The 26,257-nt window shown below is 38.4% G+C and carries 27 protein-coding genes; 3 read left to right on the forward strand and 24 right to left on the reverse strand.

What is annotated here, in order from left to right; all coding sequences use genetic code 11:
• Positions 1–105 precede the first annotated feature (105 nt).
• The 14 genes from IGI97_RS08570 to IGI97_RS08635 form a co-directional block, all read right to left on the reverse strand.
• The gene (locus IGI97_RS08570; protein WP_002357842.1) at positions 106–501 is read right to left on the reverse strand and encodes a phage holin family protein; all 396 of its coding nucleotides are present in this window, start codon (positions 499–501) and stop codon (positions 106–108) included.
• Positions 502–524: 23 nt separating this feature from the next.
• On the reverse strand, positions 525–2,294 hold the full coding sequence (locus IGI97_RS08575) for a hypothetical protein (protein WP_438738418.1): 1,770 nt from the start codon (positions 2,292–2,294) through the stop codon (positions 525–527).
• A 32-nt stretch (positions 2,295–2,326) separates the two neighbouring features.
• Complete coding sequence (locus IGI97_RS08580) at positions 2,327–3,784, reverse strand: phage tail protein (RefSeq protein ID WP_096397700.1); 1,458 nt, start codon at positions 3,782–3,784, stop codon at positions 2,327–2,329.
• Between the two features lie 12 nt (positions 3,785–3,796).
• Positions 3,797–4,723: a distal tail protein Dit gene (locus IGI97_RS08585; protein WP_438738420.1), complete on the reverse strand. Its 927-nt coding sequence runs from the start codon at positions 4,721–4,723 to the stop codon at positions 3,797–3,799.
• 1 nt (position 4,724) lies between these two features.
• Entirely contained in the window at positions 4,725–7,658 is a 2,934-nt protein-coding gene (locus IGI97_RS08590; protein WP_438738422.1) for a phage tail protein, read from the reverse strand.
• Positions 7,648–8,016 (reverse strand): hypothetical protein, encoded by a 369-nt coding sequence (locus IGI97_RS08595; RefSeq protein ID WP_002361692.1) that lies wholly within the window; start codon positions 8,014–8,016, stop codon positions 7,648–7,650. The genes IGI97_RS08590 and IGI97_RS08595 overlap by 11 nt, the downstream gene beginning before the upstream one ends.
• A 17-nt stretch (positions 8,017–8,033) precedes the next feature.
• Positions 8,034–8,393 (reverse strand): tail assembly chaperone, encoded by a 360-nt coding sequence (locus IGI97_RS08600; RefSeq protein WP_002357848.1) that lies wholly within the window; start codon positions 8,391–8,393, stop codon positions 8,034–8,036.
• Between the two features lie 32 nt (positions 8,394–8,425).
• Complete coding sequence (locus tag IGI97_RS08605) at positions 8,426–8,938, reverse strand: phage major tail protein, TP901-1 family (RefSeq protein ID WP_002369526.1); 513 nt, start codon at positions 8,936–8,938, stop codon at positions 8,426–8,428.
• Between the two features lie 12 nt (positions 8,939–8,950).
• Positions 8,951–9,367: a hypothetical protein gene (locus IGI97_RS08610; RefSeq protein WP_002382237.1), complete on the reverse strand. Its 417-nt coding sequence runs from the start codon at positions 9,365–9,367 to the stop codon at positions 8,951–8,953.
• Between the two features lie 221 nt (positions 9,368–9,588).
• Positions 9,589–9,996, reverse strand: a complete 408-nt coding sequence (locus IGI97_RS08615) for a RinA family phage transcriptional activator (RefSeq protein ID WP_002360491.1) — start codon at positions 9,994–9,996, stop codon at positions 9,589–9,591.
• Positions 9,997–10,015: 19 nt separating this feature from the next.
• A complete protein-coding gene (locus IGI97_RS08620) occupies positions 10,016–10,408 on the reverse strand; it encodes a hypothetical protein (RefSeq protein ID WP_002360492.1) in 393 nt (130 codons plus the stop codon).
• A 66-nt stretch (positions 10,409–10,474) separates the two neighbouring features.
• Entirely contained in the window at positions 10,475–11,317 is an 843-nt protein-coding gene (locus tag IGI97_RS08625; RefSeq protein ID WP_438738425.1) for an ATP-binding protein, read from the reverse strand.
• Positions 11,318–11,335: 18 nt separating this feature from the next.
• Positions 11,336–12,091 (reverse strand): DnaD domain protein, encoded by a 756-nt coding sequence (locus IGI97_RS08630; RefSeq protein ID WP_163327401.1) that lies wholly within the window; start codon positions 12,089–12,091, stop codon positions 11,336–11,338.
• Between the two features lie 45 nt (positions 12,092–12,136).
• On the reverse strand, positions 12,137–12,319 hold the full coding sequence (locus IGI97_RS08635; protein WP_141416716.1) for a hypothetical protein: 183 nt from the start codon (positions 12,317–12,319) through the stop codon (positions 12,137–12,139).
• Between the two features lie 169 nt (positions 12,320–12,488).
• Between IGI97_RS08635 and IGI97_RS08640 the strand changes: the two genes are divergently transcribed.
• Both IGI97_RS08640 and IGI97_RS08645 read left to right on the forward strand, forming a co-directional pair.
• Positions 12,489–12,971, forward strand: coding sequence for a helix-turn-helix domain-containing protein (locus tag IGI97_RS08640; protein ID WP_129193588.1), 483 nt, complete (start codon positions 12,489–12,491; stop codon positions 12,969–12,971).
• Between the two features lie 34 nt (positions 12,972–13,005).
• Positions 13,006–13,491: a toxin gene (locus tag IGI97_RS08645; protein ID WP_002382232.1), complete on the forward strand. Its 486-nt coding sequence runs from the start codon at positions 13,006–13,008 to the stop codon at positions 13,489–13,491.
• Positions 13,492–13,550: 59 nt separating this feature from the next.
• On the opposite strand, the gene IGI97_RS08650 is transcribed toward IGI97_RS08645, so the two are convergent.
• The 9 genes from IGI97_RS08650 to IGI97_RS08690 all read right to left on the reverse strand — a co-directional run bounded on the left by IGI97_RS08650 (position 13,551) and on the right by IGI97_RS08690 (position 23,733).
• Entirely contained in the window at positions 13,551–13,781 is a 231-nt protein-coding gene (locus tag IGI97_RS08650; protein WP_025187326.1) for a hypothetical protein, read from the reverse strand.
• A gap of 82 nt (positions 13,782–13,863) precedes the next feature.
• Entirely contained in the window at positions 13,864–14,214 is a 351-nt protein-coding gene (rbfA, locus tag IGI97_RS08655) for a 30S ribosome-binding factor RbfA (protein WP_002360497.1), read from the reverse strand.
• A 24-nt stretch (positions 14,215–14,238) separates the two neighbouring features.
• On the reverse strand, positions 14,239–16,635 hold the full coding sequence (gene infB / locus IGI97_RS08660; protein WP_002357859.1) for a translation initiation factor IF-2: 2,397 nt from the start codon (positions 16,633–16,635) through the stop codon (positions 14,239–14,241).
• Positions 16,636–16,647: 12 nt separating this feature from the next.
• Positions 16,648–16,953, reverse strand: coding sequence for a YlxQ-related RNA-binding protein (locus tag IGI97_RS08665; RefSeq protein ID WP_002357860.1), 306 nt, complete (start codon positions 16,951–16,953; stop codon positions 16,648–16,650).
• Positions 16,943–17,242: an RNase P modulator RnpM gene (gene rnpM / locus IGI97_RS08670; protein WP_002363794.1), complete on the reverse strand. Its 300-nt coding sequence runs from the start codon at positions 17,240–17,242 to the stop codon at positions 16,943–16,945. Before rnpM ends, IGI97_RS08665 begins: the two co-directional genes overlap by 11 nt.
• Positions 17,243–17,262: 20 nt before the next feature.
• Complete coding sequence (nusA, locus tag IGI97_RS08675; protein WP_002357862.1) at positions 17,263–18,462, reverse strand: transcription termination factor NusA; 1,200 nt, start codon at positions 18,460–18,462, stop codon at positions 17,263–17,265.
• Positions 18,463–18,605: 143 nt separating this feature from the next.
• Positions 18,606–19,079, reverse strand: coding sequence for a ribosome maturation factor RimP (gene rimP, locus IGI97_RS08680; RefSeq protein WP_002357863.1), 474 nt, complete (start codon positions 19,077–19,079; stop codon positions 18,606–18,608).
• Between the two features lie 205 nt (positions 19,080–19,284).
• A complete protein-coding gene (locus IGI97_RS08685) occupies positions 19,285–21,171 on the reverse strand; it encodes an Ig-like domain-containing protein (protein ID WP_438738429.1) in 1,887 nt (628 codons plus the stop codon).
• 141 nt (positions 21,172–21,312) lie between these two features.
• Complete coding sequence (locus IGI97_RS08690) at positions 21,313–23,733, reverse strand: cation-translocating P-type ATPase (protein WP_002382225.1); 2,421 nt, start codon at positions 23,731–23,733, stop codon at positions 21,313–21,315.
• A gap of 218 nt (positions 23,734–23,951) precedes the next feature.
• On the opposite strand from IGI97_RS08690, the gene rnhC reads away from it, so the two are divergent.
• The gene (gene rnhC, locus IGI97_RS08695; RefSeq protein WP_002393198.1) at positions 23,952–24,869 is read left to right on the forward strand and encodes a ribonuclease HIII; all 918 of its coding nucleotides are present in this window, start codon (positions 23,952–23,954) and stop codon (positions 24,867–24,869) included.
• Positions 24,870–24,935: 66 nt separating this feature from the next.
• Here rnhC and IGI97_RS08700 read toward each other — a convergent pair whose 3' ends face one another.
• Complete coding sequence (locus IGI97_RS08700) at positions 24,936–26,108, reverse strand: class I SAM-dependent rRNA methyltransferase (RefSeq protein WP_438738431.1); 1,173 nt, start codon at positions 26,106–26,108, stop codon at positions 24,936–24,938.
• Positions 26,109–26,257: the final 149 nt, after the last annotated feature.

Below are 26,257 nucleotides of genomic sequence, written 5' to 3' on the forward strand. Positions count from 1 at the left end.
AAATAACTTCCCTTTCACGGCTTAAACCCGCAGATAAATGGCGGGACAGAAGTAATTTCTTCGGCAATCAGCCGAAAGTTCTACGTTTGTCCCGACCACTTCTACTTAATCATCTTTATTTTTTAACTGAATAAATAACTCTTTTAACTTTTTCGGCATAGGAATAAAGGTCGCAATATTTTCAAAAAAAGAAAGTCCTTCGTTCGCAATGTAAAAAATCAGAACCATTTCCCGAATTGGCAAATTGTTCCCCACAACTTTTTCAACACGAACCGCTACGGCAACCACAAATAACATCGTAACTTTTTTCGCAATTCCGAGCATACCAATCCGACTGGACAATTCTTTTGTGGCGATTGCCTTAATCCAACCTGTGATGAAATCGACAATAATTAAAAAGAGGAAGACATCCAACAATTGATCTAATCCACCTAATAAACGTACGACAATCCCACCGAAAATGCTTAAAAGCATTGTTATTGTGTTGAGATAACGTTCCATAAAAAGACTCCTAAACTAGCTTGTTATTTTGTTGGAAACGGATCGTCCGTGTACCAACTTCCTTGTAGGTAAATATTTCCAGCACGGTTAGAACAAAATATAATTCCCTTATTATCCATCTCATACAAGGCTGTACAAATTGGTTGAGGAAAATTATATTGAACTGCTGTTAAAGGAATATTCCAAGTATTTCTTTTGATAACAGAGTTTATACTATAACCTGTGGGAACATTAAAAACTTTGACTACCTGGTTATTCAATTTCGTTGGATCACTCAAATTACATCTTACAAATGCATCAACACGATTTCCTACCCTAATTAATACAAATTTCATATTATCCTTATTAAAGGCCGCCTGATATTTTGCCTCGACTTCACCGACTCCACTAGCTTCATAAATGGCCATTTTAGAGGATTCTAAAGGCACATCATTGACGGTTGGCATAGTTACAAAATTCTTCGCCCCAGCAATCTCTTGATCACCTGTTTGTGTCACAGCTTGACCTTTAATCGCTTCCGCAACGTTTTTCGGGTGCATATATTTACTAGTTAAAGTTCCCGCGACTGCTTCGCTGTCTGATGCGAAGCCATAATTTTCTACATTGCCTAGCCCCACTTGTTCAGCGGTTACTTGGTGCGGATTATTCTGATTTTCCACATGGGTATTGAGTTGCTCTGCTTGAACAAAGCCACTCTTCGCTAAAACCGCTTGGGCATCAACAGACAGACCAATATGAAGCCCCACGTAATCAACTTCTACGCTGGCTGGCGTTACCCCATTTGATGAATCTGTATAGCTCATTAAATAAATGAAACCTTCATCTGTGATAAAATTCTGATCATTGATTTGAATTGAAAAATCGCTGAACTCTTTTGCTGATTCTTGAATTTGAGTTACCCAATTATCCGTAGTTGGTAAATACGCAGCGATTTTAATCGTTTGATTATTCGGCGCAGCGGCTTTCACACGTTGATTAATCGTAAAAAATTGAACGTTCTGGCGAATAAATGCCACCGCCTCGTCAGTTGTGACTGTCTCAAACATTTGTGGAATTAATTTTTTAGCGGCTTCAACGAGATTGAAGGCCGCTAATTGTTGCGGAATCACACCGCTTTGGGTGGAACCTGTTTTCACACCCTCATCATCACGGCTGGCCATTTTATTGTAGTCCGCTTGGGAAACTTCCTCCCAAACGTCTGTTGGCTTCTTAAGAATTTTTGCCGTAAAATCAGTGGAATAACTGTTTGCATTGGTGGCTGTATTGCCGGCCGTTTTACCGTTAAAGTCTAACTTCAATTTGACAGTGGTTGGCTTAGCCAATAAAGAAATACCATCTGCTTTTGTCATACGGTCATTCAAATCAATTTGAAGACGATTCGCTAAGGTAGCTTGTTTGATGCCTTGTGTATCTGTGCGTGCTTGGACAATTTCTGGATTACTATCACCTGCTTCTGCTACTAATTGATCGAAATCATTTCGCAAAGTATCAAATTCTTGTTTATTATTATTTGCCGTTGAAACTGCATTTCCTGCAATCGTGATTGCTGTTTTGGCATTGTTCATCGCTTGGTTGGCTGTTTCATTTGCTTGATTGCCTGCATCGGTGGCAATTTGTACGGCTTCTTTGCCAGCTTCATCTGCAATGTTTTTCGCTTCAGAAATTCCATTCGTTAACTGGACTTGGTAAGCATCAACTTTCTCAGCTGATGCATTCGACTGATCCAAGATTGCATTGATTTTAAGGCGACCTTGATTCAGGGTATCTAATTCTTCAATATGTTCTACTGACATTTCGTCACACTCCTCTAATTTTCATTATTTTATTAAAACTGACCGCCCAATTGGGATTGAATATACACACGACAGATGACCGAAGCATCCAACCATAGTGGCTGATGAGAGAAAAATTGAAGCGTGTGATTGCCGCGTTCGATTTTTCCATCTGTTGTTTTTCGTAAATAACTCAAAATGTTTAGCCGTTGTTGTTGCAATGATAGTTGGGGTAATTTTTTGCCATCCACTACCAAATCAATGTTCGTTACAGAATGCGAAGGTCCTTTAGCAGTTGCCTTGAACGTTAATTCTGAGGTGTTTACATAAAGAATGTCCTCGTCAAAGTATAAATTCAGCTCCACTGGCTGTGTCTTGCTAAGTTCTCCTTGTACTGAACGATTTAAAAGTGTCGTCGCCCCTTGTGCGTAAGTTTCGCTAATCTCTTGTTTCCGACTGAAAGCTGTCATGGTACTATGAATTGTTTCTTGCAGATTTCCCAACTCTAGCTGAATGTCTTGGGGGGCACCAAAGACATCTTTTTTACTTTCTTTTTTGATACGAAGGTTGACACTCCCAAACTCATTCGTATTAATCATGATAACCGTGCCCAACCGCAAACGATCGATTGCTAAAGGTTGATCTGTTAATTTAATTAAATCAGCTGCAGTCACTACCCAAGAAACTTGTGGCTTGGTCCATTCTTCTAACATTCGCAAAGCATTTTCCTTTAATGCCTTGGGATCAGAAAAACGCTGTTCCACCCAAATTGACTCTAATAAACCATAGCGGTCAATTGCGGCCTTGTTCTCTAAATACGGAACCCCTTGATTGACCGAGCGAATATTGACTTTGTTAACACCTTCGCCTGAACCTAATGGATAAATCCGATTGATTAGCATCTTGGGATTACGTTCTATTTCAAATCCTTGCATGTTGTAACCTTCTTGAATTCGCGCAACTGGTTCTGTTGGCGGTTTGACTAATGAAAGTTCAAAAGGATAGACCTCTGTATTCCATTGCCAAAGATATTCCTCTTCGAAATCGGCTGGGATGCTAAATAAAGGCTCGACTAGCCCGTTTTCATTCTCCCATTTATAGGTTAATTTCCTTGAAAAATCACATTTTTTTAGGACCCAATGCTTTGTTTTTTGTTTATTTAATAGAAATTGAATGGCCTCTTTCGTTGTTTTGTTTTTAATTTCGTGACAACCAAAAAGGACAGTATCACCTAAGGTACATAATGCTTCTGTGGCAGAGTAGTGAATTTGATTATTGTTCGCATCTTTCTTAATTGTGGTTGGCATCACGCGATATAAACCAATATATTCATTCTCATTGTCGGTCAGTTCCACCCATTGCATTTCTGCAATAAATTCATTTTTAGGATCATCTAGCGGCATGGTAAAATCTAAACTGCCAATTTTGTTCTCTATTTTTTCATAACTGACTTGATAGGCATTATCCAAGATTGCCGTATATGTTCTTTTTAAATCCAGCGCCATTAACATTTAATCACCCTCCTACACAAATCGGTTAGGATAGCGAATCGTCAAGCAGAAGTCGCTATCTTTGGCTTGAATATACAGCGGTTCATTGGGATATAGATAAAAATCGTTCATTGGTCGAATCATCGGTGCACCATTTTTTGTCAGATAAAAATTTTCAGTATCAATGATAATTTCCGAACGATCAAAGTCTCCTAAGTTAATTGTATCGTTCCGTGTTTTAATCCAAACACCACGTCCGGTTCCTGTTAAAATAATGGTCGGTTTGACTTTTAAGCCTTCAACCGTAGGATAAATTTCAATTGGCCGAACTTCTTTGCCTAAATCCCCCATCGTGTAAGCCCGATTTTGAAAGGTAATCATGGTTGATCCCCAATAGGCTCCACCTTCAATTAAAATTGGAAAATCAACTGCTCCCGAGCCTGTATTCCCCATTAAGTAATTTGCTTGAAATGTAATGGTTGGCGAACCCCACATCACACTAGTCGCATCACTCCGTGTGTATTTATACGGATCAGAAAGCAATAAAGTAAAGGTGCCTGTTACTTGGTTAACACCTTCGGGTACATCACTCACTGAAGACTTACTGCCAAACCACAGCATTTCCGGTTCGTCGTTAAACCAAATAGAAACGTCTTTTTCCGTAAACAAAGCAACGTTTAAATGATTAAATGCATCTCGAAACGCTTCATTATTCACAGCTGAAAGGCGATATTTGACTGTTAATTCTCGTTCTGGAATTCGCGCATAAACGTGACGTTTACCATCACGAATCCCTAATTGATAGCTTTCAATTTCGCTTGGAACTAATTCTCGTCCTGAAACTGATAATGTTTGATAGCCAGGGATGACTTTTTCTAAAAATTGGCCGTTAAAATTCAACGCTTCTGAAGGAAGAGGCGTTGAATGAGTTGCTTGATTGGTATCAACAAATTTATACATGTTATCCTCTCCTTCCTAAGCGGTTATTTTGTTTCACTTGTTGTCGTTGTAACTCTGTTGCTAAATAAGGCGCCGTAGTTGCTGCGACAACTTTTCCATCTAACGTTGACTCTACTGTCACAAATAATGGTCGATTGTATGCATCATTTTCTAAACGATGGTCAATCGTTGCCGTGAAGTTTCCTCGACCAGCTAAGTCCAAGGCAAAATCATTTAACAGCGGTAAGTCTAAAATAGAAGCCATTGCTCTACTAACGGCTGTTTCGCCTGCATAAATCCCCGTGGCAATCGTGCCGCCGAAATTCAATTTATGCAAATCAGATAAGGGACCTTCTTTTGCTGGTGAAAATGGTAAAAAGTTACGAATTTTACTGGCGACCCCATCGATTGCTTCTTTGGCTTTTCCAATTGCGCCTGTAATTCCATCAGCAATCATACCGACAATATTCGCACCGGCATCGGTGAATTTTGAAAACCAACCTTGGATTGCTTGCCAAGCACCTTCAATTACAGAACCAATGGCATTTTTTACCTGATCGGCTGCATTGGTAACCCCATTTTTGATATTTTCAACTAACTGTCCGCCCGAAGCTAACAGTTGACCAAAATAAGAACCAATCTTCGTGATCATTTGTGAGATTAATGTTCCTGCTGCGGACAGCAAGGCACCCAATAGACTGAGTACACCATTAATTAAGGCTTGAATCAGTTGAATCCCAGCACTTAACAACTGTGGCAACGCATTGATTAACGCACCCATTAAAGCGGTAATTAGTGTAATTGCTGCAGTAACCAGTTGCGGTAAAATTGAAATAATCCCTTGGATCAAAGCCATTAGCAATTTGACGCCTGCGCTGATGATTTGTGGCAAGGCACCAATTAAGGCATTTACCAATGTCAAAATTAAGGTAATAGCTGCCGCAACTAAGGTTGGTAAAATCGAAATAATTCCTTGAATTAACGCCATTAACAATTTGACACCTGCGCTGATAATCTGTGGTAAGGCACCTATCAACGCTGTCACTAACGCTAGAATAATCGTCAGCGCTGATTGAATTAACTGAGGTAAAATCGTCATAATCCCAGTGATTAATGCCATCAAAATTTGTAAACCTGCAGTCAAAATCAACGGTAACATCGTAACAAATGCATTGACTAAGGCTGTGATAATTGAAACACCTGCTGTAACTAGCATTGGTAACGCTGTGACAAAAGCTGTCACTAATGTAGTGATGATATTAATCGCTGCAGTTGTAATTGTTGGCAAGGCGGTGACAATCGCATTAACTAAAGTCATTAATAAGCTCAAACCAACTTCTATCAACATTGGTAAGACTGTTGTAATCCCCTGAATCAACGTAGTAATAATTTGTGTTGCCGCTTCAATTAAGACTGGCAAATTGGCAACGATCGCACCAACAATTAACGTAATTAAACTAGATAACGCGGTTACGATGCTTGGAATAGCTTCTGTTATTTTCTCGAGAATACTGGTTAAGACGGTTGTAAAAAGTTGTATAACTTTCGGTAGATTAGCTGCCAGCATTGTTGTAACCGATATAATCGTGTTACCTAAATTATCAAAGACTTGGGTAATACCACCCGCACTCAAATCACCGGTTTTCATCCAGGCCGTCACGAATGAAACAATCAAGGAAATAATTAGACCAAACGGCCCGGAAATTCCTAATGCAGCCAGTGCAACCTTTGTCAGAACTTTTACCAAAAGACCAACCGCTAAACCAGCTTTGTCAAAGGTGCCACCAAATTGCCCTAATAAGTTACTACCTAATTGCAAACCGCTGGCAAAAACGCCTGTTAGCACACGACCAATTGTTGAAAAAATAGTCGCCATTTTCTCTAAGCCTACTGCAAAAAATTGTTTAAAAACTGCCATTACTTGCTGAAAGGCCGGCTGGATCTGTTGTAGCAGTCCTACCAATTTGCCAAACGCCGCTGAAACAGCTCCTTGAATGGCACTAGCTAAGCTATTGATACTATTTCTAAATGTTTCATTGGTTTTATAGAAATAAACAAACGCTGCTACCGCTGCTAAAACGGCTGCTACAATTAAAATTAATGGTCCTCCACTTAAGGCACTAAAACTAGCACTTAGTTTTGATAAGCCACCACCTAACTTCCCAATGTTTCCTTTTACAAGAACCAAACCATCACTAAACTGTTGAAATTTTTGCTGAGCCATCGTTACCATAATCAACATGGGCCCAATGGCGGCTAAAATGCCCATAATGGCAACAATAAAAACTTGGACGGGTTTTGGTAATTTGATAAATAAATTCACCAAAGCTGTAATGCCTTTGACGACTGTGATAACCACTTGAACCAAAATTTCCATTCCTGGAGCCATCACGCTTTGAATCACTTGTGCCGCCGCTTCAAATGATTGATTCATCTGAGTCAATGCCCCTTGCAACTCGCCTTGCAATGAATCAGAAATCCCTCCTGCACTGGCCATAATCAGTCCTTGCATTCCTTGAAATTCGCCACTGACCCCAGCACCGACGCCCATAGCTGTTTTTAAAACGTTCAGCATAGGTAAGGAAACGGCACTAGTCATGGCCGTCCCAAAGCTCAGCATATTATTTTGTGCATTAGTAAAGCCATCAGAGGTTTCTTTCCCCGCTTTTTTAGCTGCTTCACCGGCTTGTTCAGCAGAATCTGTTAACGCTGTGTTCATTTGATCTGCTGCCTTTGCTGTTTCGTCTCCTGTTTTTTTCACTGTTTCTCCAGATTGTTGCATGACGGTTTTAAATGTGTTCATGACCGTGGCTGACTGATTGACACCCGCACTAATTTTCCCTAAATATCCACTTAATAAGGCATACTCACCGCTCATACTTTTTAATGCTTGTTGGACGCCTGCAAGGCTTTTCTTTGCCTCCGATAACGGCGTTTTTTCTTTGTCATTCTCCATCTACTCTCCTCCCTTCTCGATAGCGGCGTAGACGCTCTGCCACAGTAGCAAGTTGCGTTTTTTTCCGCTCATTTAATTTCGTTCGTTGTGGCTGGTTAGCTGCCAGAACTTCAGCAACTCGTTTTTCATAATCATAAAAACTTTTAAAGCTTTCAAAAACGGGTTTTCCTTTTTTGTTTGTCGCTTGCGCTTTAACATTTAAGTAGGCAAGCTCGTGCCTTTTCCGCTCTTCATCTACTTCTGCTAAATTAAAAGCAATCATTCGTAATTCAAATTCAGACATGGTCATCCGATCCACTTCTTCAAACGAACGACAGCCTAAGTAGCGAAAAGCAGAAAGAGCGATGTCGTGATACACGTCATCGCTCGTTTTAATTAGTTGGTCGCTTGCGCTTCTGCTTTCTTCGCTTCTTTGCTGAACTGATCGATCATTGGTTTTGTAAGAGGTTGCTTTCCCATTTCTTTAAGCAAATCATCTGAAAGTTTTTTGACATCTTGGGTCATTAACCATGCTTCAATTTCCGACTTACCTATTTTTAATTGCCCACTTTGTAAAGCTTCCATGATGTCAACTAAGATTACTGGATTGTATTGGCGTAAATAAATCATTGCTGAACTGATGCCCATACCGAATTTGGCAGCGCCATTTTCAATTTGGTAACGTTTATCTAATTCGCGAATCGCGCCAATCGTAAATTTCACTTCAATTGTTTTTCCGTTAATCTCTAAATTCATTTTTTATCCTCCTAAAATTCAACACTTTTTGATTATTCGCCAGGTTGTGGTGCTTTCTCTGGAACGGTATCTTGGAACGCATATTGTGCTTCCGCAATAATATCTGCTTCTACTGTTGCAAAGCCATCTTGTGGCTTGCCATTAATAGAGGCTTCTGTTTCGATTTCTACTAATTCTTCTACATTGGCTGGTAAACTCCATGAATTTACATAACCTTGGGCATAAATTGCTGGATATTTACCTTCCGCATTTTTTTCACCTTTTAAATCAACATCCCAAAATTCCATTAAGATGCCATCTTCAACTGCGTCTTTCATGTATAAATTTTCATCATCTCGAGAGGCTAAACCGCTTAACGATAACGTAACTTCTAAACCAGAAACAGCATTCGCAACGCCATCTTTTGTTTGCGTACCGCTCGATTCACGTGAGAATTCCCATTCATGTTCAATTTGAAATAAGGGTTTCATTGCTTTCTTTGTCGCTGCTTCATCCAAGCGACGAACTAATAAAATACGGTCTTTTCCTTGCATAACTTCTCCCATTGATAATTCCTCCTAGTAAAATTGCATGTGTAATGGTAGTACAGCATGCCAAATTGTTTTTTTCATTTGTTTGGTATCTTTTACCATTTGTGCTTTGACTTCTTGATGTTTGATACCCCAATTAAAATGAGCCGTTCGTTTTAAGTTACTGGTTGCCTGCCGTAAAATCGTTCCTTTAATTGTAGAAATTTGTTGTCGTTCAGATAACGCACCATAAACATGCATTATTAATTCAATTTCTCCCAAAATAGCTGATTTAGTTGGCTTAGGTAATTCTTTACTATCACCTAAGTAAACAAATGGCTGATCTGGTAAATCTGTCGGCAGTTCCTCTAGCAACAAAAATCCTGACGTCTGGCAGATTGCAACAAGGGCTTCATATAACTCTTGTTCCGCTTCATTCATTTTTAGAGCCACCTTTCCATTCAAAAAATTCAGGATTGGTTAACCAATTGGCTCTCTTCTAGTCAAAATGAAGGATTTTGAAAGTAGCCGGCATTTTCTTCTCCTTCATAGCTGACACAAGAAAGCAGTCAAAATTATAGAATTCCGTGTCTTCATTTTTTTGGTTGCCTCACGTTTATCTATCTCTTTCGACACTATTAATTTACCATGTTGACACCTGAAAAAATTCCACGCTTTTTCCATGTTTACATGCCTAGTTCATCCGCCACCGCTTCAAAGAAATGATTTCTTAATTTATAGGCTTGGCTTTTACTAATAAATAATTGCTGGGCAAGTCCAATTAATGTTAAAGAGGGCCGTTTTTTCATATATAGTTCTTCAATAATCACGCGCGTTTGTTCATCCGCTTCAGCTAAACAATTTTTGATAATGTCTCGATTTCTCTCTAAGTTCCACAGACGACGATCCATAGCTATCGTAATCGCCATTCGTTCGGTCACTACAGAGTGAAGTCCTTGTCCTCTAATACCAGCATTTAAATCTGCTTCTTGATAAGGGTGCCGTAATTCTTCTTCCCGTTGACGGATATACTCATCTGTTTTATAAAAGTCTGCTAAAATATCTTTGATATAATTAAATGTTGACGTACGCATTGGTTAATCTCCTTTACTTTTATTCATTTAAAAGCGTTAATCGATAAATAAAATAACACTCTTTCGACATGTCTAAGCCGTGACGAATCGCTTCATCTGAATAACCGAGCCAAATTAAATAGAGATACTCGCTTTTTGTAAACGATGCGGCCTTGATGGATTGGATGGGTCTTGATTGATCCATCGACCAATTACCGATTGCTTGTCCTAATTCTTGAATTTCCTGCATAATAAGTTTATTTTTTTGACTTGCCCAATCGGGATATTGATTCATTAGTTGTAAGAGTCGTTTTCTTTTTTGTGCTTTTTCGCTTTGTTGCTTTGAAATATCTTTAAATACAACGCTTTTCATTTCAAATAAATCTTTTTTACGTTTTGTTAAATTACTCATGTTTACGGCCTTCTCTTTCACCAATTAGATAACCTAACATCAGTGTCATTGTCCAAAAGATAAACCCAATAATAATTGTTAACATATTTATTTCACACTCCTCATTCGTTTGTCTGTTGTGTCTTTATATTGGAAAACATAGCCACTGGCGTGCTTCATTAGACGAGAAATAATGCGTGTTCCATAGGCCTCCACCAGTTGTTTTCCAGAAAAATTAGTAGTAAAAATAGTTGCTTTATTCTGTCTAGCTTCTAAAATTCGGTTTAAGATGTCATTATTAAAATCCGTACTAACTTTATTTTTAATTCCTAATTCAGCACCTAAATCATCTAAGACCAAAACGTCTGCTTTTTTCATTCTAGTAATATACGCTTGAGCCTTTGCTTGGCTTTTGGTCGACTCATTCATGGACATTTTTAGTTTTTCTAATAACTCAGAGTAGCTGACAAATAAACAATACTTTTTATATGCAGAGCGTTCTAAGACTTCAACTAAAATACTGATAGCCAAATGACTTTTACCGACACCAGGTTTCCCTGAAAAAATAACGTGGATTGGCTTTCCTTCAACAATCGCTGAAACTGCTGCTAAGGCCCGTTCTTTTGCTTGTCTTGTTTCTAATTCAGTGGTTTGGTAATTGGTTAAACGACATTGCCGTAGCGCATCATCAGCAATTAAGGACCCTTGATGAAAAAATTTTTGTGTACGTGCCATAAAACTCTCTTGAGAACGTTGTTGAGTGGCTTCTTGTTCATGTTTTTTTAGCATTTTATACCCACACGACCAACAAGTTGGGGCACAACGTTCTGTGCCATCTTTATTTTTTTGTTGCCAAACATATTGTTCACTGCCACATTCAGGACAACGGTCTTCAACTTTTTCTAACAATTGACTCAATAGTATTTGAAAAGTTTGATCTGTCGCATGCATACTGATTTCCTCCTTTCTTTAAAAACCTAACTCTTGATATTCTTCTGTCATTTGCGGCGCATGCTCCAACACTTGTTTTTTATCATTTACCAGAACTTCATGTACGGATAAATAATTTTGTTGCTCCCAACTTTTCAAAATAGCATTTACATAGCCGTAATTCCTTTTATTTCGATCGACGGCAATTCCTAAAGCATGCAAGATTAATTGGCATGCTTCCTCTTGGCTAGCCCCTTTTTGTATAAAATCTTGCAACCAATACTTAAAATCTTGGCTTGTTTTTGAGGCCAGTGTACCAAAGCCGTTTTCCTCATAAAAATGATAAATCGTCTTTAAACAATCGTTTTCTGAACTACTACCTTGACTCTGACCTAACTTAGACTGGACTATGCTTTCCTGTGGTAACCGTTGGTAGTCAGTTGGTTGACCACTGACAGACGATTCTGCTTTAAACGTATAAGCTTTGCTATTTTTTTCAACAATCTGATTTTTCTCTTCTTGATACAAGGTTGGTTTGTAACGATCACTGCGAATATAATTATGAATTTTCCAATGTTTGATAACGATCACACCACTTTCAAATACTAGAATAAATTTTTTAACCATTAGCAATTTTAGATCGTCTTCCCCACAACCAACCATTCGCTGCAATTTTTTGGGATTATTGATAAATCCATCATCATCGGCACGCATCGCTAAATGAAAATACAGGGCCTGACTTGATAAGGGCATATCTAAAAACGCATCACTATCAATAATCGTTTTTGCAAACATGCGTCGTTCTGCCAATCCGCTTCTCTCCTTTTGACTAAATTATTGTTACTCTGTTAGTAATTCCATGAGACCAATCATACCAATCACGATGGCCCCAATTTTTATTGAGACACTGCTTATTAATAAAATAATTGCTAAAAGTAACGTATCCGACAACGTTTTTTTATAGTTCTGACTCATTTCTTCACCCTTTCCACCAAAATACGGTTTTCCGAACAAAGTGTTCAAAAAAATTAGTTCAGTTAACCGAACATTTGAATGGCTCTATCTTAGCATCAAATATTTTCACTGTCAACTCATAAGTTCGGTTTTATGAACTGCTAATTTTAATTGCGATTGTTACTTGCCTTCTCTAAACAGGTATAGTATACTTTGAGACAATAGGAGGTTCGGAAATATGAACATTTTTGCTATCCGTTTAAAAGAGGCTTTAACAGCCAAGAATATCAAACCTAGTGAATTAGCGAAAAAAACTGGCATCGGTAAATCTTCGATCAGCGATTGGCTAGCTGGTCGTTACGAAGCAAAACAAGACAAAGTTTATCGCATTGCAGATGCATTAGATATTAATGAGGCCTGGTTGATGGGACAAGAGGTTCCCATGGAAAAAAATGCCTCAACTATCGACCGCATTTATAAAAAATTAGAGCCCCAACGACAAGCCATCGTTTATCAATTTGCCGAACAACAATTACACGAACAACAAACGCAAGCAGAAATTCTTTCCTTCCCTCGCCATGACGAAATGACACTGGCTGCCCACGCTGGGGATCCAGAAAAGATATTTTCAAAAGAAGAAATCGAGAAAATTCACGATTACTTGGATGAAATTGATGCCAAATATCAACAATCGATTTCTTCTGACAAAAAAGAGGATTAACTTCCCATCTACTCTTTTTATTAAGTAATGGCAGGTGAATGGTAAAGTGAATGATTATGAAAAACTCGTCAGTTCCATTCAAAAGGATGTGACGGTTTTAGAAATTGATTTATACAATCAAACAGGTTGTTATGGGTTGTATCGAAATGGCAAAATTTATATTGAAAAAACATTGAGTACCCGTCAAAAGAAGAATATTTTAGCCGAGGAATACGGGCATTATCAAACATCCGTTGGCACTATTTTAAATCAAAATTGTACAGAAAATCGGAAGCAAGAGTTGAAAGCCCGCAATGTGGCCTTAGAGCAATTAGTTACATTAGACGATTTAATTCGTTGCTCTGAAGCTGGCTTAAGCAACCATTATTCTTGTGCTGAATTTTTGGAAATCGATGTTGAAACATTAAAAAATGTGATTACGTACTATCGACAAAAGTATGGCGCCACTTATCTTTATAAAGGACGAATTTTTGAATTTAGGGATTATTCTGTGATGGTATTAAATACCGGGTTAACTTAAAAAGCATGGAACAAAATCCTTATTGATTTTGTTCCATGCTTAAAAGTATTCTGGAAAATTCAAGAGCGGTTTTTGTACCAATGGTTAATATGTCCGACGCCAAGCATAAGATTTGGGACAAGTATGAGGACGAATATAAATGACGGCCAAAATCCGATGAACTGAATAATATGTTCCCGCATACTATGTAGTACAAATAAGAAAAGAAAAAAGTACAGGGAACTCTTGCCTGAACCCATTTCTTTTAAATAGCGATCTCCATTTTTATAGAAACCAACAATTCTTTTCATCTTTGCACCTCCATGACTATTTTATCAAGAAATCATGAAAAGAAAAAGCACACCATTCGTCTGGTGTGCTTTTTCTTTTTAATTATTCACCTTGATTCAACTTACGAATCAACTCATCAATGTGATTTCCGTATTGGACAGATTCGTCTCTTTCAAAAATCAACTCTGGTGTTTTATACAAGGTTAACCGTTGTCCTAATTCTTTACGAATCAGTCCTTTGGCTTTGTCTAAGCCTTGTTGAGCTTTTTGTTGTTCGGAAGCTAAATCAGATAACAAGCTGTAATAAATCGTTGCTTGTTGTAAATCACCGGTCACACGAACATCTGTAATAGTGATGCCTTGGACGCGTGGATCTCTGATGCGTTTGTTCAAGATATCATTCACTTCACGCATGATTTCTTGACCTACACGACGGTCACGATAATTTGCCATAGTGTCTTCCTCCAATTACTAAAATTATTGTTTGATTTCTTCCATAATGAAGCCTTCAATCGCATCATCTACACGTAAATCATTGAAATTTTCAATCATAGCGCCACATTCAAAACCAAGTTTGACTTCTTTCACGTCATCTTTAAAGCGTTTCAAGCTTGCTAATTTACCTTCATAAATAACAATACCATCACGAATGACACGAACGCCACTATCGCGGCGAATAAAGCCTTCTGTAACATAACAGCCAGCGATTGTGCCAACTTTAGATACTTTGTACAATTCACGAACCGTCATTTGACCCGTAATTTTTTCTTCAAATTCTGGATCTAATAATCCTTTCATCGCTGTTTCGATTTCTTCTAGGGCTTTATAGATAATACGGTGTAAACGAATATCAACTTCTTCTTGTTCTGCTTGTTGTTTCGCTTGTGGTGTTGGGCGAACGTTAAAGCCGATAATAATCGCATTACTTGCTGCGGCTAAAGTTACGTCGCTTTCATTGATGGCCCCAACTGCCGCGTGAACAATTTTCACACGAACGCCTTCTACATCAATTTTTTGTAAACTTGCTGAAACGGCTTCGGCAGATCCTTGTACGTCTGCTTTGACAATGATATTAACTTCTTTTAATTCGCCTTCTTTTAGACTTTCAAATAAGTTATCCAATGTCACACGGCTACTTGCTGAACGTTGTTCAAGTAACGCACGTTTAGCTCGTTCTTCCCCTGCTTGACGTGCTGTTTTTTCATCTTCAAAGACTACAAAACGATCACCCGCTTGAGGAACATCATTTAATCCGGTAATTTCCACAGGAGTTGCTGGTCCTGCTTCTTTATCACGGCGGCCCATGTCATTGGTCATCACACGAACACGTCCGTAAGTATTACCAACAACGATTGGATCACCAACATGTAAAGTTCCTTGTTGAACGAGTAATGTCGCAACCGGACCTTTACCTTTATCTAAGCGCGCTTCAATCACTGTTCCAATTGCTTTTTGCGTTGGATCAGCTTTTAAGTCTTCTACTTCAGCAATCAGTAAAATATTTTCCAATAGTTCATCAATGTTTTGATTGAATTTCGCTGAAATATTGACGAAAATCGTATCTCCGCCCCATTCTTCAGGAATTAATTCATGTTCACTTAATTCTTGTTTCACATGATCAGGGTTCGCACCAGGCTTATCAATTTTGTTAACTGCTACAATAATCGGCACTTTTGCCGCTTTGGCATGGTTAATCGCCTCGATTGTTTGTGGCATTACTCCATCGTCCGCTGCAACAACTAAGATGGTAATATCAGTGATGCTGGCACCACGCGCGCGCATACTTGTAAAGGCCGCATGTCCTGGTGTATCTAAGAACGTAATTGGTTTGCCATCAATATCTAACTGATAGGCCCCAATATGCTGCGTGATTCCGCCCGCTTCACCTGAAGTCACACGAGAATGGCGCAATGTATCTAATAATGTTGTTTTCCCGTGGTCTACGTGTCCCATGATTGTGACAACAGGGGGACGTGTAGTTAAGTTTTCTTCAACAACTGCTTCTGGTTCGAAGAATTTATCAATGTCCGCAATATCAACTTGGACTTTTTCTTGCGGTTCCATGCCATAGTCCACAGCTAATAATTCAATTGTATCTTTATCTAGGGCTTGGTTTTGGTTAACCATGACACCCATCATAAATAATTTTTTGATGATTTCCGCTGGTTCGCGGTGGATTTTTTTCGCAATATCCGCCACGTTCATACCTTCTGTATATTCTAAAACATCTGGTAATTCACGGAATTTACGTGCTGGTACTGCTGGCTTCGCTGATTCTTGTTGATGTTTGCCTTTTTTCCCTTTTTTATTGAAACGATTGCGGTTTTGGTTATTAAAGTTATTCCGGTTATTACGATTTTGACCGCCACCAAAATTGTTGTTGCGGTTTTGGCCGCCACGGTTTTGGTTGTTCCCGCCATTGTTATTTTGGCTGGTCCGATTTTGATTCGTTGTAGAACCGTTATTGTTTTGGGTATTGCGGTTTTGATTGTTTGTATTTGTTTGATTGCTACGGTTTTGTGTGTTGCTTTGGCCGTGACGATTTTGGTTGTTGTTGTTTCTTTGTTGTCCATTCGTTGATTGATTGTTTGGACGATTTTGGTTATTTCTTTGTTCACCAGGTTTATTGTTCATTGGTTTCTTATTGGCTGGTTTATTTTGTGTTGTTTGTTGCTTTTGGTTGTTTGTTGCTTTTGATTGAGTATTTACGGTACTTCCTCCTCCGAATGCTTGACGAAGCTTTGTTTCTTGCTCGGAACTAATTGCGCCCATATGGTTTTTAACATCCATACCTAATTGATGCGCTTTATCGACAACGTCTTTGCTTGCTTTATTCATTTCTTTTGCTAGTTCATAAATTCTTTTTTTTCCCATGCAATCACCTTCCTAACCTTTTAGTAATTCCTTGATTTTGGTGGCAAATCCTGCATCAGTTACTCCGATAACCATTCGTGGTCGCCCAATCGCTTGGCTGAGCTCGAATTGACTGAACAGTTCGCTAACAGGAACATTATAATAAGAACTTTTGTCCTTGATTTTCTTTCTAGTATTCTCACTGGCATCTTGCGCAACAAACACAAATTTCGCTTTGTTTGCACGAATATCTTTAAGGGTTAATTCCTCGCCTGTGACTAATTTACCGGCGCGCATTGCTAAACCTAAAAGGTTCAAAATTTTGGTTTTATTTTCCATCGCCAAACAACTCTTTGCGGGCTTTTTGGTGCGTTACATAATCCAATAGTTCTTGATAAAATTCATCACTTAATTTTGTTTCTAAGACACGATCAAGAATTTTTTTATCCCAAGCTTTTTGGACTTCCGCAGGATCCAAATCAACGTAAGCGCCACGTCCAGGTAATTTACCAGTTGGATCTAAGGCCACTTCACCTTCTTTGGAGCGAGTAATTCTGACTAATTCTTTTTTCGGTTTCATTTCGCCTGAAACAACCGATTTACGCATTGGAATTTTTCTCTTTTTCATTTTTTCACCCTCCAAAAACGTTATTCTTGTTCAGGTAATTCTTCTGTAATTTCTGCTTCAACAACTGCTTCTTCAGCAGCCAAGTTTTCGTAATCATCTGCCGTCATATCTGAATGGATAATTGCTTCATCCATTTCTTCTGCCACTTCGGCAACTTCTTGATTGGCTTGTTGCTCATAAAATTCAGCCATATCAGATTCTGATTTGATATCAATTTTATGGCCCGTTAATTTAGCAGCTAAGCGCGCATTTTGACCACGTTTACCAATTGCTAATGACAATTGATAATCAGGTACAACAACTGTACAGGCTTTGCTATTTTCTGGATCAAAAATAACATCTAATACTTGAGCTGGATTCAAGGCATTACTAATATAAATAGCTGGATCTTCGTTCCATTCCACAATATCCATATTTTCGCCTTTTAATTCATTCACAATCGCTTGGACACGTTGGCCTTTTGGACCGACACAGGTACCCACTGGATCAATATTAGGATCTGTTGAACGAACAGCTACTTTTGAACGATCGCCAGCTTCACGAGCGACACTTACGATTTCAACAATTCCATCATAAACTTCTGGAATTTCTTGTTCAAAAAGACGTTTTAGTAAATCTGGATGACTACGGCTTACAAAAACTTGTGGGCCTTTTGATGTGTTTTCAACACGTGATACGTAAACTTTAATCCGATCATGCGGTTGGTAAAATTCATTTGGCATTTGATCTTGTTTTGATAAGACTGCTTCGATTTTACCTAAGTTTACATAAATATAACGACGATCTTGACGTTCAACAATTCCTTGCATGATGTCATTTTCATATTCGCTAAATTCATTATAAATAATTGTTCTTTCCGCTTCACGGACACGTTGTAAAATTACTTGCTTTGCTGTTTGGGCAGCAATGCGGCCAAAGTCTTTTGGTGTAACTTCAAAACGAATTTTGTCGCCGATTTCATATGCACCATTTAATGCAACGGCATCTTTTAATGAAACTTCCAATTGTGAATCAAATACTTCTTCTGTTACTTCTTTGACAGCATACACGTGAATATTGCCTTTTTTTGGTTCAAATTCAACTTCGACGTTGCTTGCTTGTCCATAATGTCTTTTATATGCAGAAACTAAAGCTGCTTGTAACGCTTCAATCACCGTATCTTTAGGAATCCCTTTTTCAGCTTCTAATACGTCTAATGCATTTAACATTTCTTTGCTCATTGTTTTTCTTTTCCTCCTATGGATTCGTTAAAGCTGAACGAGTGGTTCTTCTTCCAAGGGAAAAACTTCTCGTTAAAACTTGTCACAGGCCTAGCTAAAAGTAAAACTTTTAGTGGACCCTTTTTTACATTCGAGTCTGTTGATTAAAATTGAATGGCTAAACGAGCTTTTGCGATATTTTTACGTTCAAAAGTCATTTCCTTCACTCTGGTTTTAATTTTTACACTTAATGTTAATTGTTCTGAATCAAGATGGACTAAGGTACCCTCAATCTGTTTTTCTCCATCAACTGCTTGATAAAGAGAAATATGAATGTACTTACCTACCGCTTGTTCATAATCGCTTTCTTTCTTTAACGGACGTTCTGCTCCCGGAGAAGAAACTTCCAGAAAGTACGCTTGCGGAATTGGATCTGGATCCATTGCATCTAGTTTTTCACTTAATTTTTCGCTGACAAAGGCACATTCCTCAATATCAATGCCACCTTCTTTATCGATAAATACTCGTAAAAACCAATTTTTTCCTTCCTTAACAAACTCTACTTCCACAAGTTCAAAATTTTGTTCTTCTAAGATTGGTGTGACTAACTTTGTTACAGTCTCCACAGCACTACTCAAAATTTTCGCCTCCTTCGAGATTGATGTAACGAACCGTGTCCTGATGACTTTTCCATCAAAAAGAGTGAGCAGAAATCCGCTCACTCCCAACTAGTATCATTACGCTAAAGATAGTATAGCACAGAACCACTCCAAACTCAAATGAACAAGCTAAATCTCTCGAAATTTGCACATTTTGTCTCGATTACTGAAACTATCTAAGCGATTATTTTTTCGTTTTAAAATAGATAAATAATCCTTGAATCAAAAGAAGGCTACCTAAGAAAAGAAACGCGTTTTCTTTTGTTTCACCTGTTTTTGGCAATTCCTTATTACGAATCGCCTGTTTTTCAATGGTTATTGAAGTAGTTTCTGTGGTTGAATTCGTGGTAGTATCTGTTGTCCCACTCGTTGGTGGTGTGGTACTTTCTATAGGTTTTTCTGGCGTATAGTGATTAGTAAATACTTGACCTCCATCATACTGAGTAGTCGCCACAAGATTTCCTAAAAGCGCCTCGACGGTTACTTGAACTTGAAGGTTGTGCGTATCGTAGGAAACACCTGCCTGTTGCGTGTTTACTTCCCGAATGGTGTATTGATAGTTTCCGGGAGTTTCAAAGGTTAATGGTGAAAATTGAATTTTCCCTAAAGTATCGTTACTAACCGTTTCTAGTACTGTACCTTTCTCATCTAACAATTCAAATTGAAATTCAGCATCCTTCAGTGGTTTTCCTAAAAGAACTTTTCCAGCTAAAAATGAAGCAGCGACTGGTTGATATGAAATCTTATGATTCACAACAGTTTTCAGTGCAACTAAGTTTTTACCAAAGTCTTCAGGTGTTATTGAAATCTTGTTTTGCGAAAGCTGGTAACCGGTAGGTGCTTTGGTTTCTTCTAAAGTATAGTTATCTTTTAACAAGCCTTTAACAATCGCTGTTCCGTTTTGATCTGTTGTGATTTTGGCCACTGTTTGATTGGTTGAGTTACGAATGAGTTTAAACTCTGCACCTGCTAAACGCTGGCCTGCTTCATCTTCTTTATGAATTTCAACAACATATTGTTCACCATTAGCTTCTCCACCACCCGTTTGTGAGACACGACTCACTTCGACTTCTTCCACCACCGTTTGATTTTCTGTTAATTTTGCATAATTTGTGAAGGTTTCACCTTTTTCGGGAAGATGATCGATTTTGGTTTTATAGGTGATACGATATTCGTTAGTCCCAATATTACCAAAATGCACCGAAAAATTGCGGTCACCAGGACCATACTGGACAGCCAACTGATCAGTTATATCTTCCTCTGGCGTGAACTGCCAAATAGCATTTCCATCCAGTGTCCATTGTCCTCGTTCAATTTTCATAGTGTCTTTCATATAACTTAAACTTGCTGTTTTTAGCACATCTTCCACTTCTAAATCAGTATACGTTTGCCCTGTTGGATTAATCCGTAGTACATTGTAAATTTCGGTTGGATCGTCTTCGATAAACCACGAATACTTGCTAAATTTTTCGTTAACATCATCGCCTTCACCTTGGTAATCAAGATCGCCAGCAAATATTTTTTCCCCTTCAACCGTGACGTAAATAGGAATCTTGGATTCATTTTCGACATTTTCGAAATCAATCAAACTTGTAAAATATAAAGACCCACTAATATTGGCATGGTTTTCTACGTAATCTGTATACGTTAACGTGACCGTTTTATTTGCTACATCGGTCTGTGCGATTGCAACCACAGCACCTGTATCATCTACTACATTAAAGGTCATATTTTTCTCGAGACGTAGCTCTTCGGGCAAAGTAATCACACTCGTATCCCCACTATTAACGGTATTATCCGCTAAGTTGAACTCAATTCGGAGGTAGATGTCTGTATATTGATTAATGGTCCCAAGTGGGTTTCCCTCTTTGTCCGTTAGCTGAATCGCTGTCACAATGTTGCCTACTTGCTTACGCGGCACTACGTTTGGCGTAGCAGAAATTTGATTGGTTTCACTGGTACTAGTTGGTTCCGTTTGTGCATATCCTGTTTCAAGTTTCAGAAAAGGCGTTATCAGCGTCGACAAAAGAATGAAAAACATTCCCCAATAGACAAAACTTCTTTTTTTCATTTTTATTCAATCCTTCCTATCTAAAATAATTGGTTAGGTTTATACTATCAAGGATTAACTAGGTACAAGTGTTTTTATTTTTCCCAACAATAAAAAACAAAAAACACCGAACCAAAATAATTTTGGCTCGGTGTTTTGCTCCTAATGTCTTTTCTTATAAAACCATAATTGAACTTTTTCAGAAATGGTTGATAAATGTTGGAAAGTTGAGTCTGCTGCAAAGAAAAGAATGGCTAAAAGTAACAAGGCTGTTGGCGATACCGAAGTTAACGAGAACAAGTTTTTCATGGAAATACTTGTAATAACCATTCCGATTAAACAGCCAATCATTACGCGCTTGCGGTAACGATTCATTGGTGAACTAATTTTATAAAGAACCATAAAGCCGACTGAAACTAGCAACAATGTTGCAGTCGTTGAAATGTCCGTTTTTTGAAGTGCAAGAATATCACCACAAATTAGTAAGGCACCGACTACTAACATATCCGTTAACCCACCAGGAATTGCTTTTGATAACACATTGAAAAGAAATTTCCCTTCAATGCGACGATGATTTGGTTCCAAAGCTAGAAATGTCGAAGGAATCCCAATTGTAAATAAACTAATCAATGTGACTTGTGTCGGTTGTAAAGGATATGTCACGGCAAAAATCATAGCAAAGACAGACATTAGCAAGGAGAAAATATTTTTTACAAGGAATAAACTTGAAGAGCGTTCAATGTTATTAACTACTTGGCGGCCTTCAAAGACAACCTCCGGCATCGTTGAAAAATCAGAATCCAACAACACAACTTGCGAGGCTTGTGCTGTAGCTTGATTTCCTGAAGCCATGGCAATACTACAATCTGCTTCTTTCATGGCTAAAATATCATTGACTCCATCCCCTGTCATCGCCACTGTATGATCTAATTTTTTCAACAATAGTACAAATTGTTTCTTTTGTTCTGGCGTGACACGACCAAAAACGGTGTATTTTTCTAAAGCTTCTGTCTGGGCTTCCATTGTAGTTAATGTTCGCGCGTCCACATAATTTTCAGCACCAATAATGCCTGCCGCTTGTGCTACATTGGATACTGTTAAAGGATTATCGCCAGAAATGACCTTAATAGCCACATTTTGTTCAGCGAAATATTCAAAAGTTGCTTTGGCTTCTTTACGAATCGGATTCCAAAGAAGAATGTAGCCTAGAGGTTGAACCTCTGCTGCCAACGTTTCCTGAAATTCTCCTAAATACTTTCCGAACACCAATAAGCGATAGCCTTGACTTGTATAATGTTCCACTTCAGATTGATACATTTCATAATTGTCTCTCAAAATCATCTCTGGCGCCCCAAGAATATACGTCGCTTCTGGGAAAGTCACGCTACTAAATTTTTCGACAGACGAAAACGAGGTATAGCTAACGGCTTCCCTCTGATTATTAGTAACAAAAAATTCTTTCATCGCTTTCATCGTATCATTGTCAGCTGACATTGTTCGACAAAAATCGCCAATTAATTTTTCGACATTGGTTAAGTCTGTACCATCATTTTCGATACTCACCACAGGAACCAACTCTTGGACTTCCATCGTGTTTTCAGTAATTGTTCCTGTTTTATCTACACATAACACATCGACACGTGCTAAGGATTCGATACTTTTCATGTTGTGCAATAAAACGCCGCGCTTCGCTAAGCGCATTGTGCTGGCAGCTAATGCAACGGTTGTTAAAAGGTACAACCCTTCCGGAATCATCCCAATCAAGGCAGCTTCCATGGAGACAATGCTGTCATGAAGCCCTTGATGGTTGATGAAATAACTTTGGAAAAATAGAACACAGCCGATTGGGATAATAATAATCCCTACCCATTTCACCAAACGGTTAATGGAACCAACCATCTCTGATTGTTCCCCTTTTTTAATTGACTTCGCTTCAAGCGTTAATTGATGAACATAGGCCTCAGCGCCAATTTTATCAATTCTTGCATAACAAGAACCTGACACAATAAAGCTACCTGACAAAAGTTGGCTATCTGCTACTTTGGTAATCTCATCAGATTCCCCAGTTAACAAGGATTCATTCACACGGACTTCACCAGATAAGACAATTGCATCCCCAGAAATCTGTTCACCCGATTTAAAGAGCACCACATCATCCAAAACCAGTTCATCTGGCGAAATTTCTTGTTCTTGGCCATCCCTTACAACGGTTACTTTTGTAGCGTTTAGAATATTTAAGCTATCTAATACTTTCTTCGACTTAATTTCTTGGTAAATTCCAATGACCGTATTAATGATTACTACTGGCAAAAAGGTCATATTTTTATAAGATTGTACCAGCATTAATAACACACCTAGTACCACAAAAATTAAGTTGAAATACGTAAATACGTTATTAATAACAATCTGTTTCGTTGTGATAAACTCTGTATCGACGGCGGCATTGACTAAGCCTTTTCGCTTTCTTTCTTCAACTTGTGCGGCCGTCAAGCCTTGTTTATCTTCTGGATAATAGCGTTCCGCGTTAGCAGTCACTGCTATTGGTTCATTTTCTTGCATTTCTTTTTTTCTTCTCAAACACATCACCCCTTGTTCTAGTCGACTCTTTCATCGTCTCCTTCTCTCCCACAGTATAGCACTGAATAAAAATTTAGATAACAACTAGCGTCCAACTATAGAAAAAAATTATACATTTCCTAAACATTGTCATTTTCAGGAACAAGCTAACGCAAAACCTTTTCATTTACTTGTTTTTCCTTTACTATAGTAAAGAAGAAATATCAAGAAATGAGGAACAATTGATGGCACAGAATCACGTAATTAAAGTTAGTAAAAAAACATTAGCAGAGATGACCACTGTTTATCAACCCAATCGTTTAAATAAAACGGTGCCTTATACTGTCTTTGTGGCCAAGGTTGGTACCACTACCATCACTGCTTATCAATCAGGTAAAGTCATGTTTCAGGGACCTCAAGCTGAAAAAGAGGCCGCTCGTTGGGAAGGAACGAGTACCACACCAAAGAAAAAAATTTCTCCCCAGACTACTACACTGCCTGCTGATTTTGGCAACTGGTCTGTGATAGGTTCCGATGAAGTCGGTAATGGTAGCTATTTTGGTCCTGTAACTGTCTGTGCTGCCTATGTTGACAAAAGCATGATTAGCAAACTAAAAGCATTAGGTGTTCGTGATTCCAAAGAATTAACCGACCCACAAATTATTCAATTGTCACATGTCATTAAAGAACTGATTCCTTACAAGTTATTAATCGTTGAACCCAAAAAATACAATGAGATCCAACCAAACTACAATGCTGTACACATGAAAGTCGCTTTGCATAACCAAGCGATTTATCTGTTGCTGCAAGAATTGGCTCCCACAAAGCCAGAAGGGATTTTGATTGACCAGTTCACCCCTGAAAATAACTATCGGAAATATGTTCGTAATGAAAAAAATCAAGTCACTGAAAAATTGTTCTTCGTCACTAAAGGAGAGCAGTATCATGTTGCCGTTGCTGCCGCCTCTATTATTAGCCGCGCTGCTTTTTTAGAAGAGTTAGACAAAGAATCTGCAGAATTGGGTTTCTCTGTGCCCTCTGGTGCTGGCAGCAAATCAGACCAAGTAGCCGCCCGTATTTTGAAAAAAGGCGGCCTAGACTTATTAGCGAACTACGCGAAGCTGCATTTTGCAAACACCCAAAAAGCTCAAAAGTTACTATAAAATAAACACCAAGCAAAAGTCCCAATGCCGATTAGCGGCGCTGGGACTTTTGCTTGGTGTAAAAAATTATTTTTCAATTTCGATAAACAGGACTTTTAAGTAGTTCCCCTCTGGAAAATTAGAATTCACTTGAAAGTCTGCTGGTAATTGATACGTGTCCGTAATCTTGTAACGGACATTTTTCTCTTGCAAGGCAGTAATCACCATTTTTTGATATTTGGCTAAGGATAAATTTGCCGCATTGGTTGAGGCAATAAGCGTTCCCTTATCCGTTAAAATATCAATAGAATCTTTCACTAGCTCCCCATAATTTTTAGCAACGGAAAAAACTTTCTTTTTGTTGCGAGCAAAACTTGGCGGATCCAAAATGATCATGTCATAACTCAAGCCTTTACGTGAAGCATATTTAAAGTAGTCAAAAACATCCATGACAATAATCTTTTGCGCGGCAAGATTTAAATGATTGACTTCAAATTGCTCAGTCGTTTTCGGTAAGCTTCGTTTAGCTAAATCCACACTAGTGGTGGCCACGGCACCTCCCATAGCGGCAGCTACTGAAAAAGCACCTGTATAACTAAACATATTTAAGACTGTTTTCCCTACTGCAAAACCATCTACTAATCGACCACGAACTTCTTTTTGATCTAAAAAGATGCCTGTCATTAATCCTTCGTTTAAATAGGTAGCAAATTGAACGCCATTTTCGGTGACAAGTAATGGCTCGGGTGCTTGTTCACCATATAAAAACTGTGATTCTGGTAAATCTTTTGTGGAAAAGCGAATCTTTTCGTAGGCACCAACAATGTCAGGGTAAACTGTGCGAAACGCCGTCAAAAGTTCGGCTTTTTTCTGATAAAGGGTTTCATTATACCATGAAAAAACGGCGTAATCTGCATAGCGATCGATGATCACTCCCCCAATGCCATCCCCTTCTCCATTAAATAATCGATACGCGGTTGTCAGCGAATCCTTTTCAAAAGACGTCCGCTTCTCACGACTTATTCCAAAGAGTTGTTGAAAAAAAGATTGATTAATTGGTCCATGCCATGACAGCAACCAACCAATTCCTTTATTTTGTTCGCCTAAATATCCTTCAGCTAAACGCTGGCCTTTACTATCAATCAAAGTAAGCCAATCTGTTGGTAACGGCGCTGGCACTTGTTGCAAATCTTCTTTCTGAATTAAAGGATATCCTTTTTTAAATTTATGTTCTGCTTTTTTAGTTACTTGAAGTTTCATTCTGTACACCTACTTTTCAAAGTCCTATCTAGTATAGCAAAAAAAGGCCCATCTGTCTTTAAAGGATTCAAGCTTCACGTCATTTAACGAACTAAAAAGTTTAAGGAAATAGTAAGTTTTCTTTAACATCATCATTCCTCACTTCGGTA

Origin of the sequence: Enterococcus sp. DIV2419 (assembly GCF_051711865.1) — a bacterium.
Lineage (GTDB): Bacteria > Bacillota > Bacilli > Lactobacillales > Enterococcaceae > Enterococcus > Enterococcus faecalis.